The 15,997-nt window shown below is 70.7% G+C and carries 12 protein-coding genes; 6 read left to right on the top strand and 6 right to left on the bottom strand.

Annotation, left to right across the window (positions count from 1 at the left end; translation table 11 throughout):
- The first annotated feature begins 42 nt into the window (after window positions 1–42).
- Genes ACFMQL_RS08950 through ACFMQL_RS08930 form a run of 5 tightly spaced genes read left to right on the top strand, consistent with a single transcriptional unit; the run spans window position 43 to window position 6,895 of the window.
- The gene (locus ACFMQL_RS08950) at window positions 43–2,520 is read left to right on the top strand and encodes an ATP-binding protein (RefSeq protein WP_364068892.1); all 2,478 of its coding nucleotides are present in this window, start codon (window positions 43–45) and stop codon (window positions 2,518–2,520) included.
- Entirely contained in the window at window positions 2,517–4,772 is a 2,256-nt protein-coding gene (locus ACFMQL_RS08945; RefSeq protein WP_378785210.1) for a type IV secretion system protein, read from the top strand. Before ACFMQL_RS08950 ends, ACFMQL_RS08945 begins: the two co-directional genes overlap by 4 nt.
- 19 nt (window positions 4,773–4,791) lie before the next feature.
- Window positions 4,792–5,418 carry a hypothetical protein gene (locus ACFMQL_RS08940; protein WP_364068896.1) on the top strand — a complete coding sequence of 209 codons (627 nt, stop codon included), beginning with the start codon at window positions 4,792–4,794 and terminating at the stop codon, window positions 5,416–5,418.
- A complete protein-coding gene (locus ACFMQL_RS08935; RefSeq protein WP_364068898.1) occupies window positions 5,415–6,509 on the top strand; it encodes a bifunctional lytic transglycosylase/C40 family peptidase in 1,095 nt (364 codons plus the stop codon). Before ACFMQL_RS08940 ends, ACFMQL_RS08935 begins: the two co-directional genes overlap by 4 nt.
- Entirely contained in the window at window positions 6,506–6,895 is a 390-nt protein-coding gene (locus tag ACFMQL_RS08930) for a (deoxy)nucleoside triphosphate pyrophosphohydrolase (RefSeq protein WP_364068900.1), read from the top strand. Before ACFMQL_RS08935 ends, ACFMQL_RS08930 begins: the two co-directional genes overlap by 4 nt.
- Before the next feature lie 624 nt (window positions 6,896–7,519).
- Here ACFMQL_RS08930 and ACFMQL_RS08925 read toward each other — a convergent pair.
- Entirely contained in the window at window positions 7,520–7,954 is a 435-nt protein-coding gene (locus tag ACFMQL_RS08925; RefSeq protein ID WP_378785209.1) for a hypothetical protein, read from the bottom strand.
- 1,281 nt (window positions 7,955–9,235) lie between these two features.
- Between ACFMQL_RS08925 and ACFMQL_RS08920 the strand changes: the two genes are divergently transcribed.
- Entirely contained in the window at window positions 9,236–10,585 is a 1,350-nt protein-coding gene (locus tag ACFMQL_RS08920; protein ID WP_378785207.1) for a hypothetical protein, read from the top strand.
- A 173-nt stretch (window positions 10,586–10,758) separates the two neighbouring features.
- Here the strand turns inward: ACFMQL_RS08920 and ACFMQL_RS08915 are convergent, their stop codons facing one another.
- From ACFMQL_RS08915 to ACFMQL_RS08895, 5 genes are all read right to left on the bottom strand, one after another.
- Window positions 10,759–11,532, bottom strand: a complete 774-nt coding sequence (locus ACFMQL_RS08915) for a succinate dehydrogenase/fumarate reductase iron-sulfur subunit (protein WP_364068906.1) — start codon at window positions 11,530–11,532, stop codon at window positions 10,759–10,761.
- Entirely contained in the window at window positions 11,529–13,433 is a 1,905-nt protein-coding gene (locus tag ACFMQL_RS08910; RefSeq protein WP_364068908.1) for a fumarate reductase/succinate dehydrogenase flavoprotein subunit, read from the bottom strand. The genes ACFMQL_RS08915 and ACFMQL_RS08910 overlap by 4 nt, the downstream gene beginning before the upstream one ends.
- A 13-nt stretch (window positions 13,434–13,446) precedes the next feature.
- Entirely contained in the window at window positions 13,447–14,235 is a 789-nt protein-coding gene (locus ACFMQL_RS08905; RefSeq protein ID WP_364068910.1) for a hypothetical protein, read from the bottom strand.
- 193 nt (window positions 14,236–14,428) lie between these two features.
- A complete protein-coding gene (locus ACFMQL_RS08900; protein WP_364068912.1) occupies window positions 14,429–14,878 on the bottom strand; it encodes a response regulator in 450 nt (149 codons plus the stop codon).
- Complete coding sequence (locus ACFMQL_RS08895; protein WP_378785205.1) at window positions 14,878–15,975, bottom strand: ATP-binding protein; 1,098 nt, start codon at window positions 15,973–15,975, stop codon at window positions 14,878–14,880. Before ACFMQL_RS08895 ends, ACFMQL_RS08900 begins: the two co-directional genes overlap by 1 nt.
- Window positions 15,976–15,997 lie beyond the last annotated feature (22 nt).

Raw genomic sequence — 15,997 nt, 5'->3', positions numbered from 1 at the left:
CAAGCGAGCAGGTCTGGCCCGTTCATGCGCCGAGGGGGCGGCATGAGCAGGGCGTCCCGAGCGCATCAGCGCCTCGCGGTCCGCTACTTCGACGACCGCATCCTGCTCACGGACACCTGCGCATGGGCGTACTTCCGGCTTCCGACGGTCAGCTACGAGTTCGTCACTCCGGAGGAGCGCGAGGCGCTGGCCACCAACATCACGATCGCGCTGGCCGCGATCAGGATGCCCGACGCCGAGGTCCATCTGCGGGTCGCGCACCGGGCGTATCCGGCGGCGGAGTGGGCGATGGCGCTGAACGCCACCTCCGACGAGGGGCCCGGCTGGCGCGACTACCTGGAGGAGATGTACCGGCACGTCTGGGCGAAGGACTTCTGGACCAAGGAGGTCTACCTGGGCGTGCGGCTCGGGCCGCGCGGCAAGCAGCTCGGCAGCGGCGTGCTCTCCCAGCTCTTCGGCTTCTACCAGAAGACGGAGAAGGCGCTGGGCATGGAGGACGACCACGTGCCCGACAGCGAGATCAGCCGGTGGACCGAGTCCGCGGAACGCCTCGGCAGGGCGCTCGCGTCCAGCGCGCTGTACGCCCGTCACGCCACCTCCACAGAGGTGGCGTGGCTGTTCCAGCACGCGGCGGCGGGGGCGATCGGCGATCCGCCGCCGTCGGCGAGCCCAAGGCGGCGCTGGGGCAGGGGCGAGATCGAGTCGCTGGTCGAGGGCGAGATCCACAACGGCAGGTCGCTGCTGCGGATCGTGCAGCCGCAGGGCGACTCGTACGTGGCGTACCTGTCGTTCGCGCGCTTTCCCGACCTGATGCCGTTCCCGGACGGCGAGCCGTGGATGCACTTCGCGGACCAGCTGCCGTTCCCGGTGGAGATCTCCTCGCGGATGCGGCTCATCCCGCCGGTCAAGGCGTCGAAGGACGTGGCGCGCAAGCTGGCGCACGCCCGCGACATGGACCACCACATCCGTGAGGCGGGCGCGGAGGCGCCGCTGGCGCTGGCCGAGCAGATCGACGCCGCGCGCATGCTGGAGCACGGCATCACCAAGGAGCGCCTGCCCTTCGTGTACGGCTGGCACCGCCTGATCGTCTCGGCCCCCACCGAGGACATCTGCGTGCAGCGGGTGGAGGCGGTGGTCGAGCACTACCGCGACATGGGCATCGACGTGGTCAACTCGACGGGCGACCAGTTCTCGCTGTTCTGCGAGTCGCTGCCGGGCGAGAAGGTCAGGGTCAACGCCTACGCCCAGCGTCAGCCGCTGCGCACGATCGCGGGCGGCATGGCCACGGCCACGGTGGAGCTGGGCGACCGGCTGGGCGAGGGCAGCGAGGGCTGGCTGGGCCCGTACATCGGGGAGACGGTCGGCAGGGCGCGCAGCATCGTGCACTTCGACCCGCTGGTGGCGGCGACCCGCAACCGGCCGACGGCCATCGCGATCACCGGGGAGCCGGGCGGCGGCAAGACCACGCTCGCGCTGCTGATGATCTACCAGATGGCGCTGCGCGGCGTGACGGTCGCGGTGATCGACCCGAAGGGCGACGCGGAGTCGCTGGTGAAGCTGCTGGAGAAGCGCGGGCGCAAGGCGAGGGTGATCCCGCTCGGCTCGGCGGCGCCGGGACTGCTCGACCCGTTCTCGTTCGGCGACGACATCGCGGCGAAGAAGACGATGGCCACCGAGACGCTGCGGCTGCTGCTGCCGCGCATGTCGGAGGAGCGCGAGTCGGCGATGATCCAGGCGGTGGCGGCGGTCTCCAACGGCCCGAACCCGTCGCTCGGCAAGGTCGTCGACTATCTGGAGCAGGCCGACGACGCCGCGTCGAAGAACCTGGGCGCGGTGCTGCGCTCGATGTCGGAGATGCATCTGGCGCGGCTCTGCTTCGACCCCTCGGGCGGCGAGCAGATCGACACCGAGGGCTGGACGACGGTGTTCACGCTGGGCGGGCTGACCCTGCCCGACGTGGCCACCAGCAGGGAGGACTACTCCTACGAGCAGCGCCTCTCGGTGGCCCTGCTCTACCTGGTCTCCCAGTTCGCGCGCAGGCTGATGAACGGCCTCGACCGGCGCGCGCCCAAGGCGATCTTCCTGGACGAGGCGTGGGCGATCACCTCCACGCCGGAGGGCGCCAAGCTGGTGCCCGAGGTGAGCAGGATGGGCCGCTCCCGCAACACGGCGCTCGTCCTGGTCTCGCAGAACGCCGGAGACCTGCTGAACGAACAGGTGACCAACTGCCTGTCGTCGGTCTTCGCCTTCAGGTCCACCGAACGGGTGGAGGTGGACCACGTCATGTCCCTGCTCGGGGTGGAACCGCTGGAAGAGCACAAGGCCGTGCTGCGCTCGCTGGGCAACGGCGAATGCATATTCCGCGATCTGGATGGCAGGGCGGGCCGTATCGGAGTAGACCTGATCTCCGAGGAGCTGCTCCGCTGGCTCGACACGAACCCGACACACGACAAACCCGACGGCGCCGGGCATGATGATCTTCAAGGGGGCGTGGGCAGGGCGCAGGAGGTACGGTCATGAAGATCCGACTACCCAGACGGCTGGCACTGGCGCTCGCGCTCGTCACCGGGATCCTGGTGGTGCCGATCGTGGTGGGCGCCGCCTCCACGCCGGCGGCCGCGGCCCCCTGTGACCTGTCGGGCCCGCTGTCGCCCGAGATGGTGGGCAGCGGCGTCGACGGCCTGATCCAGCCGCCCCCGCCCGAGGGCGGCCCGCAGGCCCCGACCACCAACTACGCCCAGTTCGGCATGAGCGGGCAGTTCTGGCACACGCACGAGCTGACCTGCTCCGATTACGTGGCCGTGCTGGGCAACATGTGGGCCAACGGCATCTTCACCGCGGCCAAGGCGATCGACCGGCTCACGATCACGACCTATCAGGCGGCGGCGACCGAGGGCCCGCTCCAGTCGATCAAGGACGTCGTCGACGACATCGTCACGAACCTGGCCAACGCCATGTACTGGCCGTACCTGCGGCCGATCGTCATCCTCGGCGCCATCTGGCTGGCCTGGTACGGTCTGATCCGCAAGCGGGCCACCACCACCGCGGAAGGCGTCATCTGGATGGTGCTGGCGGTCACCGTGGCGGTCTGGTTCTTCAGCCGTCCCGGCGACTTCACCGGCCTCGGCAAGGTCGTCACGGACAAGACGGGCGAGGTCGTCAACTCCGCCTTCGCCGGTCTGCCCGGCGCGGGCGGCGCGTCCTGCCTGCAGCCGCCGGGACAGCCCGACGCGCAGGTCAAGGCGGGCGGCTACGCGCAGGCCGGCACGCCCGGCGTTGAGCAGAACGCCGACGCCCTGTGGTCCACGCTGGTCTGCAAGCCGTGGCTGGTCGGCCTGTTCGGCACCTCCGACCCGCAGCAGCCCATCGTGCGCGACTGGGGCCGCAAGGTGCTGGAGATGCAGTCGGTCCCGCAGGCCGTGGCCGGGCAACCGGCGCCCGACGTGGGCGCCCGCCAGTCCGAGTACGCCGACTTCGCCGACAAGCTGCGCAACGACCCCCGCTACGCGACCTTCTCGGGCCGCGACTGGTCCAACCGGCTCGGCGTGGCCGTCGGCGCGTTCATCGCCGCGCTGGTGGCCGGGCTGCTCATCTTCCTCGTGGCGGTCTCGCTGCTGGTGCTGAAGGTGGGCTTCCTGCTGCTGCTGATACTCGGGCCGATCTTCCTGCTGATCGGCGTGCATCCGGGCAGCGGCCGCATTATCGCCATGCGCTGGGTCGAGATGCTCATCGGCACGCTGCTGCGGCAGGCCGTGCTGACCATCGTGCTGAGCGTGCTCATCTACGGGTACGCGCTGATCATCTCCACCGCCATGCCGTGGGGCATGCAGGTGCTGTTCATGGCGCTGCTGACGATCGCGGTGTTCTTCTACCGGCGGCCGTTCCAGCACCTGTTCGCCTCGATCAACGGCCACACCGTCACCACCCGCATGCTGGGCGAGGCGGCCAGCTCGCCGGTGCTCGAGCGGTCGGCCGGCGTGCTGCCGCCGGTCGCCTCGGCCAGGATCGGCCGCTGGGGCCTGCGCAAGGCCGAGCCGGTCATCAGGGCGGCCGGCATGGTCAGCGGCACGGGCGCGGCGGCCTCGGCGGCATCCGCGGCCGCGGCCGGGCAGGTTCGCGTACAGGAAGGCGAGGGCACGCCCTCCGGCGCCCGCGTGCCCGCGACGGCGGCCCCGCTGGACACCGACCAGCAGGGCGGCAAGGCGGCGGGACGGGCGGTTCCCGAGCCGCGCAGGGGCACCGCGCCGCCGCTCAACCTGGGCGGCACCTCCGGGCGTACGCGGGGTCCCGGCGGCCCGCGGGTCGGCGGTTCCGGCTCCAACGGCTCGTCCGGCGGCTCCGGTGTCGCGGCCGGGTCGGGCGGCGGCTCCGGCGGCGGCTGGTTCGGCGGCGGGTCAGGCGGCGGCTGGGCTCGGCGCGGCGGATCCGCGAACGGCACCCGTAGCACCCGTACGTCCCGCTTCAGCGGATCGGGCTCCGGAGGCTCCCGGTCGGGCGGCAGCCTGTTCGGCGGCGGGTCGCGCTCGGGCGGCAACGGCTCACGCTCCGGCGGCGGGCTGTTCGGCGGCTCGTCACGCTCCTCCTCCGGCGGCGGCAGGTCGGGCGGCGGTACCTCGCCGGGCACCCGGATCTTCGGCTCCGGCGAGACCTCATCCCGCGCATCGGAAGCGCCTCCGCTCTGGCTGCGCAGCAGCCGCGACGGCGGCGACTCCGGAGGCGACAGCCCTTCCGTGCCGTTCTGGCTCAAGCCGAGCAACCCCGACAAGGACTGAGACCCCGGAGAACTGAGATATGGCGCAGCCAGGTGACAGGCGGGGGGTGGCCTTCGCCGCCGTCGTCGTGGTCATCGCGGCGGTCGGCATCTACCTGACCATGTGGCCCGACTCGCCCGACCAGGAGGCGGCGGAGCCGGCGGCCCCCAGCGCCACCAGCACCGTCGTGGCGACCAGCACGCCGCTGGCGACCGCGAGCTCCGCGCCGTTCGACGTGTACGCGTACCTGCCGATGACCAAGGAGCAGCTCGCGGCGGCGGCGGATCTCGCCGAGCGGTTCACCGCCGAGTACGGCACCTTCCGCTACGACGAGGACCCGGCGGCGTACGCGGCCAGGCTCAAGGCGTACACCACGCCCGAGCTCGGCAACACGCTGGCCAGGACCCTCACGTCGGCGGGCACCGTCGAGCAGAACCACGACGACGAGATCGTCTCCACCGCCACCGCCCAGCTCAAGGAGATCAGGCAGGTCGAGAAGAACTCCATCGTGTTCGTCGTCACCGCCACCAGGCAGATCTCCGCCAAGAGCGGCGAGAAGCAGGCGAACGAGGAATACGCCGTCACGGTCAGCCAGTCCGGCAGCGACTGGCGGATCTACGACATCCTTCCGTCCACCGAGGGCCAGGAGGGAGACACCTCGGGGTGAAGCTCACACGAGGCCGCATCGCACTGCTCCTCGGCCTGGCCGGGTTACTGCTCCTGGCCGCGGTCGTCGTCTCGCCGCTGCTGCTCATGTCGATGCCGTCGTTCCTCAGCAACGGCGGCACCACCGTCGACTGCGAGGACCAGGTGCAGGTGGAGGAGGCGTCCGACTCGGCCACCTCCGACATCCCGCCCGAGTACTTGGAGCTGTACAAGGAGTACGGCAAGAAGATCGGCGTCCAGTGGAACGTGCTGGCCGCGGTGGGCAAGCGCGAGACCGACCACGGCCGCTCCAACCTGCCCGGCGTCAAGAGCGGCACCAACCACGCGGGCGCGGCGGGGCCGATGCAGTTCCTCATCTCCACGTGGGGCGGCAAGGCCAGGATCTCGATGTCGTCGAAGTTCAACGGCTACGCCTCCGACGGCGACGGCGACGGCATCGGCGACGTCTACAACCCGGCCGACGCCATCCTCGGCGCCGCCAAGATGCTCAAGCGCAACGGCGCGCCGGAGAACGTGCGGCGGGCGCTGTTCGTCTACAACCGCGCCTGGTGGTACGTCGACCAGGTCGAGGAGATCGCCAGGAAGTACGCCAAGTCGGGTGAGGTGAAGGTGCCGCCGCAGGCGACCGACGACTGCGACGACCCCCTCGTCGAGGCGGCGCCGAGCGACGTGGTGGCCAAGATCCTCCAGTACGCGCTGGCGCAGCGCGGCAAGCCGTACCTGTGGGGCGGCACCGGTCCCGACGCGTTCGACTGCTCCGGCGTCATCTACGCGGCCTACCGGGAGGCGGGGCTGTCGATCCCGCGTACGACGTTCGGTCAGTGGCCGTTCGGCGTACGCATCAAGGAGGGCGACGAGCAGCCCGGCGACCTGGTGTTCTTCAACTCCGGGCCGGGCACCTCGCCGGACAACCCCGGCCATGTCGGCCTCGTCGTCTCCAAGGGCAAGATGCTGGAGGCGCGCTGCCGGCTGTGCGGGCCCATCAAGGTCACCAGCTACATGGCCAGGCAGGACCGCGTCGGCTTCACCCGTCCCCTGCAGAACCCCGATGTGCAGGAGCAGCTGAAGAAGCTGCAGAATCCAGCGCTATGAGAACAGTCGTCGCCGCCGTCATCGTGGCTCCGGGCGGGCGGGTGCTGGCCGCGCAGCGCGCCGAACCCGCCGCGCTGGCGGGCGGCTGGGAGTTCCCCGGCGGCAAGGTGGACCCCGGCGAGAGCGACGAGGCGGCGCTCATCCGCGAGTGCCGCGAGGAGCTCGGGGTCGAGGTCACGGTCGGCCGCCGGGTGGGCGCCGACTGGCCGCTCGCCGAGGGGTACGTCATGCGCGTCTGGCTCTGCTCGCTGGCCGCCGGCGAGCCCGTCGCCAAGGAGCACCTGGCGCTGCGGTGGCTCGGGCCGGGCGAGTACTACGACGTCGCGTGGCTTTCGGCTGATCTGCCCATCATGCGGGCGGTGGAGAACCTACTCCCGCAGGATTAGGACATCACCCTCTGTGACACAATGATAACTACTTGTCATTTGTCGTCGCGGTGGGGGAGTGGGAGCGATGCGGCGTGGGTGGATCGTCGCCGGCGTGCTGACCCTGGTGGCGGTGCCGTCCGTGCCCGTGGCGGCGGCCGGGGTGTCGCTGGTGCTCGAGCGGGTCAGCGGAGGCGAGGACGTCGGCAAGTGGGTCAGGACCGGGGACGTCCAGCGCTTCCGGGTGCGGCTGAACGGGATGGGCAAGGGCGCCAAGGTGGCGGTCGCGGCCAACCCGGTGGAGGCGCTGACCGAGGTTTCGTGTGCCGCCGATGCCCGAGCTGTGACCGGTGGCGGGCATGGGTCGGGCTCTCAGACGACGGGTTCCAGGGCTGCGGACTCCGGGGCTGCCGGGGCGTCTGGTTCCGTGGCACCTGGTGCTGCGGCGTCTGGTTTTGCGGCGTCTGATTTTGCGGCGTCTGATTTTGCGGTGGCGGGTGGCGGGCCGGCGGCCTCCGGGGTGGCGGGCTCCGAGGCGGTCGGTCCCAAGGCGGCGGGGAGGCTGGCGGCGCGGGCGCTGATCGCCGCCGGGGCGGCCGAGCCGACCGGTCCCGTGCCTCTGAGCGCGGCACTCGCCCCGTCCGCTCAGCAGGCCCTGCCGAGCGGTACGGCTTCCTCGGGCACGACGCTGGGCGAGCAGGCGTCCTCCGGCGCGAGCCTGCACGGGACGGCGGCCGGGGCGGGGGCGAGCGGGACCGTGCCCACCGGTCCGACTGCGGGTGCGACGGTGGCCGAGGGCGCGGTCGTGCCGGGCGCTCGCGTGTGCGCGCTGGGCAAGGTCTCCGGGACGAAGGCGGTCGACGTGACCGTGCGGGCGCCGGAGGGGTCCAAGCGCGTGGTGGTCGCGGCGGTGGCCAGGGTGCGGGACGGCGGGAAGCTGACGACCATGAGCAAGACGGCCGCCGTACGGGTGCGGGGGCCGATCACCGGTGACGCCGCCACCTTCAGCGGCCCCGCCCAGCGCCTGCCCGCCACCGCCGCACGAGCCGCCCAGGGCTCGCACCCGGCCCAGCCCGCCACCCCGCACAGGGACCTGACACGCGCGGCCGGGAGCCAGGCGGACGCGACACAGGCGGGCGGAACGCCCGCGAGAGCAGACGGAACGCCCGCCGGGCCAGGTGGAACACCCGCCAGGGCAGGCGGAACACCCGCCGGGCCAGGCGGAACACCCGCCAGGGCAGACGGAATGCCTGCGAGGGCAGGCGGAACGTCCGCGAGGGCGGCGCAACAGGGCGAGGCGCAGGCCGGCGCGACTCAGACGGGCGAGGCTCACACCGACGTGGCACGTACCGGACGGGCGCACGTCGCGGCGACTCCGCGCGACGCGGATCGCGACGTCTCGGGCGCGAAGCCCGGAAGGCGGACGCGCACGAGCACGGGCGCGTCCCCAGGCAGGCGGACGCGCGCCGGTGCGGCGAACGCGAGACCAACCACGCGCGGCGGCGGAACGGCGAACGCCGGAAAGCGCGCACGCGCCGACGCGGCGGCCTCGCCGGCCACCGGGCCCGCGACCACGACCGGTGACGCGGGCACGAAAGCGGCGAGCGGTGCGCACAGGGCTGCGGCCCGTGCGGCGGGGGACGCGAGCGCGAATCCCACGAGCGGCGCGGACAGGGCTGCGGTCCGTGCGGCGGGGGACGCGGGCGCGGATGCGGCGAGCGGCGCGAACGGGGGCGCAGCGGCCCGAGCGGCGGAAGACGCGAGCGCGCAGAAGGACGTGGGCGCGGGTACCACCGGAAGCGTGAGCCCAGGGACGACCGGAGACGTGACGGGCGGAGCGCCGGGGCTGGTGTTGCCGGACGCCGCGCCCGGAGGGGCGGCCGGCACGGGGAGCGCGTCCGGCGACGTCACGGGTTCCGTGCCGGGCGTAGGCGGATGGCCCGGCGTGCCTGGTGCCGCTGGGGGTGGCGGGGCTGCTGCGCCTGGTGGGGCGGGTGGTCAGCAGGCCGTCGCGCCCAGTGTCGCGCCGCCTGGGAGTACGGCGGGTGACGCCGGAGGTGCCGGGGCGTTGCCGGGAGGTGAAGCTCCGTTGCCGTGGGAAATGGGCGTACGGGCGAAGCCGGCCAAGCCAATCGCGTGGGTGAGCCCCATTGATGGCCCGAAGGCGTTTCCCCTGGTCGTGGCGGCCATCGGCGTTCTGATGTGCGGCTTGTGGCTCGTTGTCACGGTACAAAAACGAAGTAACCGGAGAAAGGTGCTCTAATTTCGTCTTTACTGTTACTTTGACCCGACTAGTATTCCCTTGACCAATGTTTCGGGAGTACGCGGAGGGCACCGGTGGCACGCACACGAGCGACAGCCGTGTCCGCTATCGTCCTTGCGCTCGGGCTGTCGGGTGCCGGTGCCGCGCCGTTCATCATGCAGAGCGCGAGCGCCTCCGTAGTCGCAGCCGACCCGGTCGAGCCGTGTGACGTGGGTCAGGTGTGCGATCTCGACCCGCCCGACGACGTCACCGTCACGGTCACCACCACCATCGGTGAGCCGCCACCGCCCGAGGAGGAGCAGGAGGCCCCGGCGACGACGGTCACCAAGACCGTCACCGCGAGCCCCGAGCCCACGACGACCAAGACGGTCACGGCGAAGCCGACCAAGACCACGAGCACGCCCACCCCGACCAAGCCGAGCACCCCGGCCACCACCCAGGCGCCGCCGCAGCAGCCGCTGCCCACGCAGCCGGACATCGAGGTCCCCCCGGTGACCCCGACGTCCAGCACGCCCACGCCTGACGCGGCGGTCGAGATGCCGACGGTCGCGCCGACCGACCCGGTCACCACCGCGCCGCCGCCCAGCCAGTCGCAGGCCGCCTCCACCGAGGAGGTACCGCTCGAGCTGCGGCAGGCCGCCCCCGAGTACGACCAGCGCACGCTGACGCAGAAGCTCAGCATCCCGGCGCTGGTGCTGGTGCTGCTGGCGCTGTTCGGTGTGCTCATTTTCGAGGGACGGCTGCGCAGGATGGCCCACGCGGCGGCCGTGCGGAAGGCGGGCCCGCAGCTGCCCCCGGACGCGCAGCCCATGCCGCCCGGCGGCTACCCGGCGGGCCCCGGCTACGCGACGGCGCACATCGCCGCCCCCGGCTACCCGGGCGGCACGGCGTACGCGCCCATCATCAGCTTCGTGCCGGTGCAGACGTTCCCGACCGCTCCGCCGCCCGGCTACCAGGACCCCAACCAGCCCTACCCGCACGGCTACGCGCAGGAGCCGGCGCCGCCCGCCGAGCAGCCGGTGGTGCTCGGCACGGACCAGTTCGACTCCTACAGCGAGCCGCCGAAGTCCCGTGAGCGCGACCTGTTCGAGCCGGCGATCCCGCCGGAGCCGCCGGCCTCGGACATTCCGCCGGGCGGGGCCGGCCCGTTCGATCCTGACAAGGACCAGCCGCTCGGGCCGGCCTCGGCTGCGGAGCCGGGTGACTCCGAGCCGTGGCAGCAGCACCAGCGCGGGCTGTTCGAACCGGCCAAGGAGTACGAGCCGCCTCCCTACCTGCCGGCCGACGGTGAGGCGACGACCGTGCAGCCCGTTGCGCAGCAGCCCCAGCCGGAGCCGCCGCAGGCTCAGGCGGAAGAGCAGCAGCAGGAGGCGCAGCAGCAGGACGCGACCCAGGTGATGCCAGAGGCCGGCGCCAAGCGCCGCCTCTTCGGCAGGAAGAAGAAGTAGCGTCCCGCCGCCTCTTCCACGGCAAGCAGCGAAAGCGAAGGGCCGGAAGCCCCAGTCGGGGTTCCGGCCCTTCGCCTTGTACGAGACCCTTCGTCTGGTACGCGGCGGCCCATGCGCGGGCCCCGGCGGGCGAGCCACGTGGGCGGCCCGCCGGGATCGCGGCGGCCCTGCGGCTACGGCTTGGTGGTGCCGGAGCTCGCGCCGCGCTTGAAGATCTTGTTGCCCAGCCACACCAGCGGGTCGTACTTGCGGTCCACCACGCGCTCCTTCATCGGGATCAGCGCGTTGTCGGTGATCTTGATGTGCTCGGGGCAGACCTCGGTGCAGCACTTGGTGATGTTGCAGTAGCCGAGCCCGTGGTCCTGCTGCGCGGACTCCTTGCGGTCGGCCACGTCGTACGGGTGCATGTCCAGCTCGGCGATCCGCATGAGGAAGCGGGGACCGGAGAAGTTGGTCTTGTTCTCCTCGTGGTCACGGATGACGTGGCAGACGTTGTTGCACATGAAGCACTCGATGCACTTGCGGAACTCCTGCGAGCGCTCGACGTCCACCTGCTTCATCCGGTATTCGCCCGGCCGGACGTCGGCGGGCGGTGTGAAGGACGGGATCTCCCGGGCCTTCTGGTAGTTGTAGGACACGTCGGTGACGAGGTCCTTGATGACGGGGAACGTCCGCATCGGCGTGACCGTGATGGTCTCGTCCTCTGAGAAGGTGGACATCCGGGTCATGCAGCCGAGCCGCGGCTTGCCGTTGATCTCCATGCTGCACGAGCCGCACTTGCCGGCCTTGCAGTTCCACCGTACGGCGAGGTCGGGTGCCTGGGTCGCCTGGAGGCGGTGCAGGATGTCGAGGACGACCTCGCCCTCGTTCACTTCGACCGTGAAGTCCTCGAGCCTGCCCTCGCCGCCCTCACCGCGCCAGACCTTGAACTTTGCCTTGTAGCTCATGACGTCTTCGCTATCCTGTCGAATTCGGCCATCTCTTCGTCGGTGAGGTACTTCTTCAGCTCGTCACGGTCGAACAGGGTGATGAGGTCGTCGCGCATCGGCGGCTGGACCTTCACCTCCACGTTGATCGTCGAGCCGTCCTCGGTGGAGCAGACGAGCAGCTTGCGGCGCCATTCCGGGTCCATCGCGGGGAAGTCGTCGCGGGTGTGACCGCCGCGGCTCTCCTCGCGCATGAGCGCGGCGCGTGCCACGCACTCCGACACCAGCACCATGTTGCGCAGGTCGATGGCGAGGTGCCAGCCGGGGTTGTAGATGCGCGAGCCGCCCGCGCCGACCATGCGGACGCGCTCCTTCAGCTTCTCGATCACACCGAGGGCCTCGGTGATCTCGTTGGCCTTGCGGATGATGCCGACCAGGTCGTTCATCGTCCGCTGGAGCTCGTGGTGCACCTCGTACGGGTTCTCGCCGCTGCGGCCGAGCGGCGCCAGCGCCTCCTCCTTCGCGGCATCGACCTGCTCGGCGGCGACCTTGGGCCGGGCGGGCAGCGAGTCGACGTACGCGGCCGCGCCCGCGCCCGCGCGGCGGCCGAAGACCAGCAGGTCGGACAGCGAGTTGCCGCCCAGCCGGTTGGAGCCGTGCATGCCGCCGGACACCTCGCCGGCCGCGAACAGGCCGGGCACGCAGGACGAGCCGGTGTCGGCGTCGACCTCGACGCCGCCCATGATGTAGTGGCAGGTCGGGCCCACCTGCATGGGCTCCGCGGTGATGTCGACGTCGGCCAGCTCCTTGAACTGGTGGTGCATCGACGGCAGCCGCCGCTTGATCTCCTCGGCGGGCAGCCGGGTGGAGACGTCGAGGAAGACGCCGCCCTGGGGGGAGCCGCGCCCTGCCTTCACCTCGGCGTTGATGGCCCTGGCGACCTCGTCACGGGGCAGCAGCTCCGGCGGGCGCCGGTTGTTGGCCTGGTCGGTGTACCAGCGGTCAGCCTCTTCCTCCGTGGTCGCGTACTTGTCCTTGAAGACCTCGGGGATGTAGTCGAACATGAAGCGCTTGCCCTCGGAGTTGCGCAGCACGCCGCCGTCGCCGCGGACGGACTCGGTGACGAGGATGCCGCGCACGGAGGGCGGCCAGACCATCCCGGTGGGGTGGAACTGGATGAACTCCATGTTGATGAGCTTCGCGCCGGCGAGCAGGGCCAGCGCGTGGCCGTCGCCGGTGTACTCCCAGGAGTTGGAGGTCACGACGTACGACTTGCCGATGCCGCCGGTGGCGAGGACGACGGCGGGCGCGTCGAAGAGCACGAAGTTGCCGCTCTCGCGCCAGTAGCCGAACGCGCCGGAGATCGCGTCGCCGTCCTTCAGCAGCCGCGTGATCGTGCACTCGGCGAAGACCTTGATGTAGGCCTCGTAGTCGCCGTGCTTTTCGTAGTCCTCCTGCTGGAGCGCGACGACGCGCTGCTGCAGGGTGCGGATGAGCTCCAGGCCGGTACGGTCGCCCACGTGTGCGAGCCGCGGGTACTCGTGACCGCCGAAGTTCCGCTGGCTGATCTTGCCGTCCTTGGTGCGGTCGAACAGCGCGCCCCACGCCTCCAGCTCCCAGACGCGGTCGGGAGCCTCCTTGGCGTGCAGCTCGGCCATCCGCCAGTTGTTGAGGAACTTGCCGCCCCGCATGGTGTCACGGAAGTGCACCATCCAGTTGTCGTCGGGGTTGACGTTGCCCATCGCGGCGGCGGCGCCGCCCTCGGCCATGACCGTGTGCGCCTTGCCGAACAGCGACTTGCAGACGATGGCCGTGCGCTTGCCCTGCTGGCGGGCCTCGATCGCGGCCCGCAGGCCGGCGCCTCCTGCGCCGATGACGACGACGTCGTACTCGTGGCGCTCGATGTTGTGCGTGTTTTCCACTTGAAAGCTGTCCTTACGCGTACGGGAAGGCGATGATGCCCTTGGCCACCAGGCGGACGTACAGGTCGGCACCCATGACCGAGAACATCGAGGCCCACGCGAGCTGCTGGTGCTTGGCGTTGAGCTTGGAGACGAACGTCCACGCCTTGTAGCGCAGCGGGTGGCGGGAGAAGTGGTTGAGCCGGCCCGCCGTGATGTGCCGGCAGGAGTGGCAGGAGATCGTGTAGGCGTTGATCAGCACCGCGTTGAGTATCAGGATCCAGGTGCCCAGGCCGAGCGGCTTGTGCACGAGCGCCAGCACCGCGTCGTAGGCCAGGACGAGGCCGATGACGATGGCCGCGTAGAAGAAGTAGCGGTGGATGTTCTGCAGGATGAGCGGGAAGCGCCGCTCACCGGTGTACTTGCCATGCGGCTCCTGCACCGCGCAGGCGGGCGGCGACAGCCAGAACGAGCGGTAGTAGGACTTGCGGTAGTAGTAGCACGTGAGACGGAACCCGCCGGGCAGGCCCAGGATGAGCAGGCCGGGCGAGAGCGTGTACCAGTCGCCGATCGGCGCCCATCCGAACAGCTGGGCACCTTCCGGGCACGTCGCCGCCGCAAGGCACGGCGAGGCGAACGGGGCGATGTACGGATCGTAGAAGATGCTGTTGTCGATGATCGCCCATACGCCGTAGACGAGGAAGGAGGCGAGCCCGAGGAACGTCACGAGCGGGGCCAGCCACCATCTGTCTGTTCGCAGGGTGCGTACTCTGACTTGCGCACGCTGCCGTCGAACCGGAGCTTCGGGCGTCGTCTGGGTCATCGCGGACCTCTCCACCTCCCGCGGACCCTTCGCGCAGGGGGTCCGTGGTGTCGTTTCGCTGGGCGCGCTCACACGGCGGGATCCGCTCGGGCGCGCGTTGGTGGGGGATACGTTACGACGACAGGATCGTTTTTTGTGAGCGAGGTCACTCACTTTTTCGATGACTTGCTGTGATTCCCGTCACGTACCCGTGTCAGAGGCGCTGCCCCTGCGCCGGCAACTTAACCACCGTCACGAAAAAATCATCGATTTGCCGGACAACACGGATAAACTGCTCGAAATCTACTGGTTTTGTGACATAAGCATTGGCGTGGAGGCGGTAGCTCCGGAGAATGTCCTCCTCCGCCTCTGAGGTGGTCAGCACCACCACCGGGATCGTCCGCAGCACGGCGTCCGCCTTGACCTCACGCAGCACCTCCGTCCCGCTCATGCGCGGCAGGTTGAGGTCGAGCAGGATCAGGTCGGGGCGCGGCGCGTCCGCGTAGGCGCCCTCCCGCCGCAGGAACGCCATCGCCTGCTCGCCGTCGTTGACCACGCTGAGCCGGTTGCGCACCTTGTTGAGGTCGAACGCCTCCTTGGTCAGCAGGATGTCACCGGGGTCGTCCTCCACCAGGAGCACCTCGATGGGCCGCCATTCGTTCATCACGTGTCTCCCGCGGCGGGCAGCGTCCAGCGGAACGTGGCGCCGTGGCCGCCGGGCCCGGTCGCGTCGCCGTCGAGCCAGAGCCGCCCGCCGTGATACTCGACGATCTTCCGGCACAGCGCCAGCCCGATGCCGGTGCCGGGGTAGACGTCGCGGGCGTGCAGCCGCTGGAAGATGAGGAAGATGCGGTCGGCGTACTTGGGCTCGACCCCGATGCCGTTGTCGGAGCAGCGAAACTCCCACATGCCGCCGTCGCGCCTGACCCCGATGTGGACGCGCGGCGGCTCCTCGGAGCGGAACTTCACGGCGTTCTCGATGAGGTTCTGGAAGAGCTGGGTGAGCTGCGTCTGGTTCCCCAGGACCGTGGGCAGCTCGTCACGGGTGATCGTGGCCCCCGACTCCTCGATCGCGGCCGACAGGTTGTCCAGCGCCCGGTCCAGCGCCGCGCCCGACTCGGTCGGCGTGCGCCCGCCGGTGACCCTGCCCACCCGGGAGAAGTCCAGCAGGTCGTTGATGAGCGCCTGCATCCGCTTGGCGCCGTCCACGGCGAAGTGGATGTACTGCCTGGCCCGGTCGTCGAGCCGGTCGGCGTAACGCTGCTCCAGCATCTGGGTGAAGCTCGCCACCTTGCGCAGCGGTTCTTGGAGGTCGTGGCTGGCCACGTACGCGAACTGCTCGAGCTCGCCGTTGGACCGGCGCAGCTCCTCGGCCTGGTCCTGGGCCGTCCGCCAGCCCGACAGGATGCGGCCGCGCATGGAGTCGATGTGGCTGGACAGCTCGGCCAGCTCGGCGGGGCGGTCCACGTGCAGGTCGCGGTCGAAGTCGCCGGCGGCCACCGCGCGCACCTGGTCGGTGAGCTGATCGATGGGCTTGAGCACCGCGTACCTGACGACCAGCGCGAGGCCCGCGGCGCAGACCAGCAGCAGCACGAACACCACGATCAGCGCCACGATCAGCCGGTCTACCTGGTCGGCCACCTCGCGGCGCGGGTTCAGCTCGGCCGTGCGCGCGGCCATCGTCATCACCGTCGCCACCCCGGCGGCGAACGTCAGCCCGGCCAGCGCCCCGAACAGCAGGAACCAGCGGGCGACCGGCACCCGGCCGAGCCCGATCGGCTCC

Source organism: Nonomuraea fastidiosa (assembly GCF_042751225.1).
In the GTDB taxonomy this organism is placed as follows: Bacteria; Actinomycetota; Actinomycetes; order Streptosporangiales; family Streptosporangiaceae; genus Nonomuraea; species Nonomuraea fastidiosa.
The sequence above is the reverse complement of the archived record's forward strand: the minus strand, read 5'-3'. Positions and strand labels throughout refer to the sequence as shown.

Excerpts from the sequence above, each read along its gene's own strand:
- ACFMQL_RS08905 (WP_364068910.1), bottom strand. The coding sequence starts at position 14,235 with ATGACCCAGACGACGCCCGAAGCTCCGGTTCGACGGCAGCGTGCGCAA.
- ACFMQL_RS08900 (WP_364068912.1), bottom strand. The coding sequence starts at position 14,878 with ATGAACGAATGGCGGCCCATCGAGGTGCTCCTGGTGGAGGACGACCCC.
- ACFMQL_RS08950 (WP_364068892.1), top strand. The coding sequence starts at position 43 with ATGAGCAGGGCGTCCCGAGCGCATCAGCGCCTCGCGGTCCGCTACTTC.
- ACFMQL_RS08915 (WP_364068906.1), bottom strand. The coding sequence starts at position 11,532 with ATGAGCTACAAGGCAAAGTTCAAGGTCTGGCGCGGTGAGGGCGGCGAG.
- ACFMQL_RS08945 (WP_378785210.1), top strand. The coding sequence starts at position 2,517 with ATGAAGATCCGACTACCCAGACGGCTGGCACTGGCGCTCGCGCTCGTC.
- ACFMQL_RS08940 (WP_364068896.1), top strand. The coding sequence starts at position 4,792 with ATGGCGCAGCCAGGTGACAGGCGGGGGGTGGCCTTCGCCGCCGTCGTC.
- ACFMQL_RS08930 (WP_364068900.1), top strand. The coding sequence starts at position 6,506 with ATGAGAACAGTCGTCGCCGCCGTCATCGTGGCTCCGGGCGGGCGGGTG.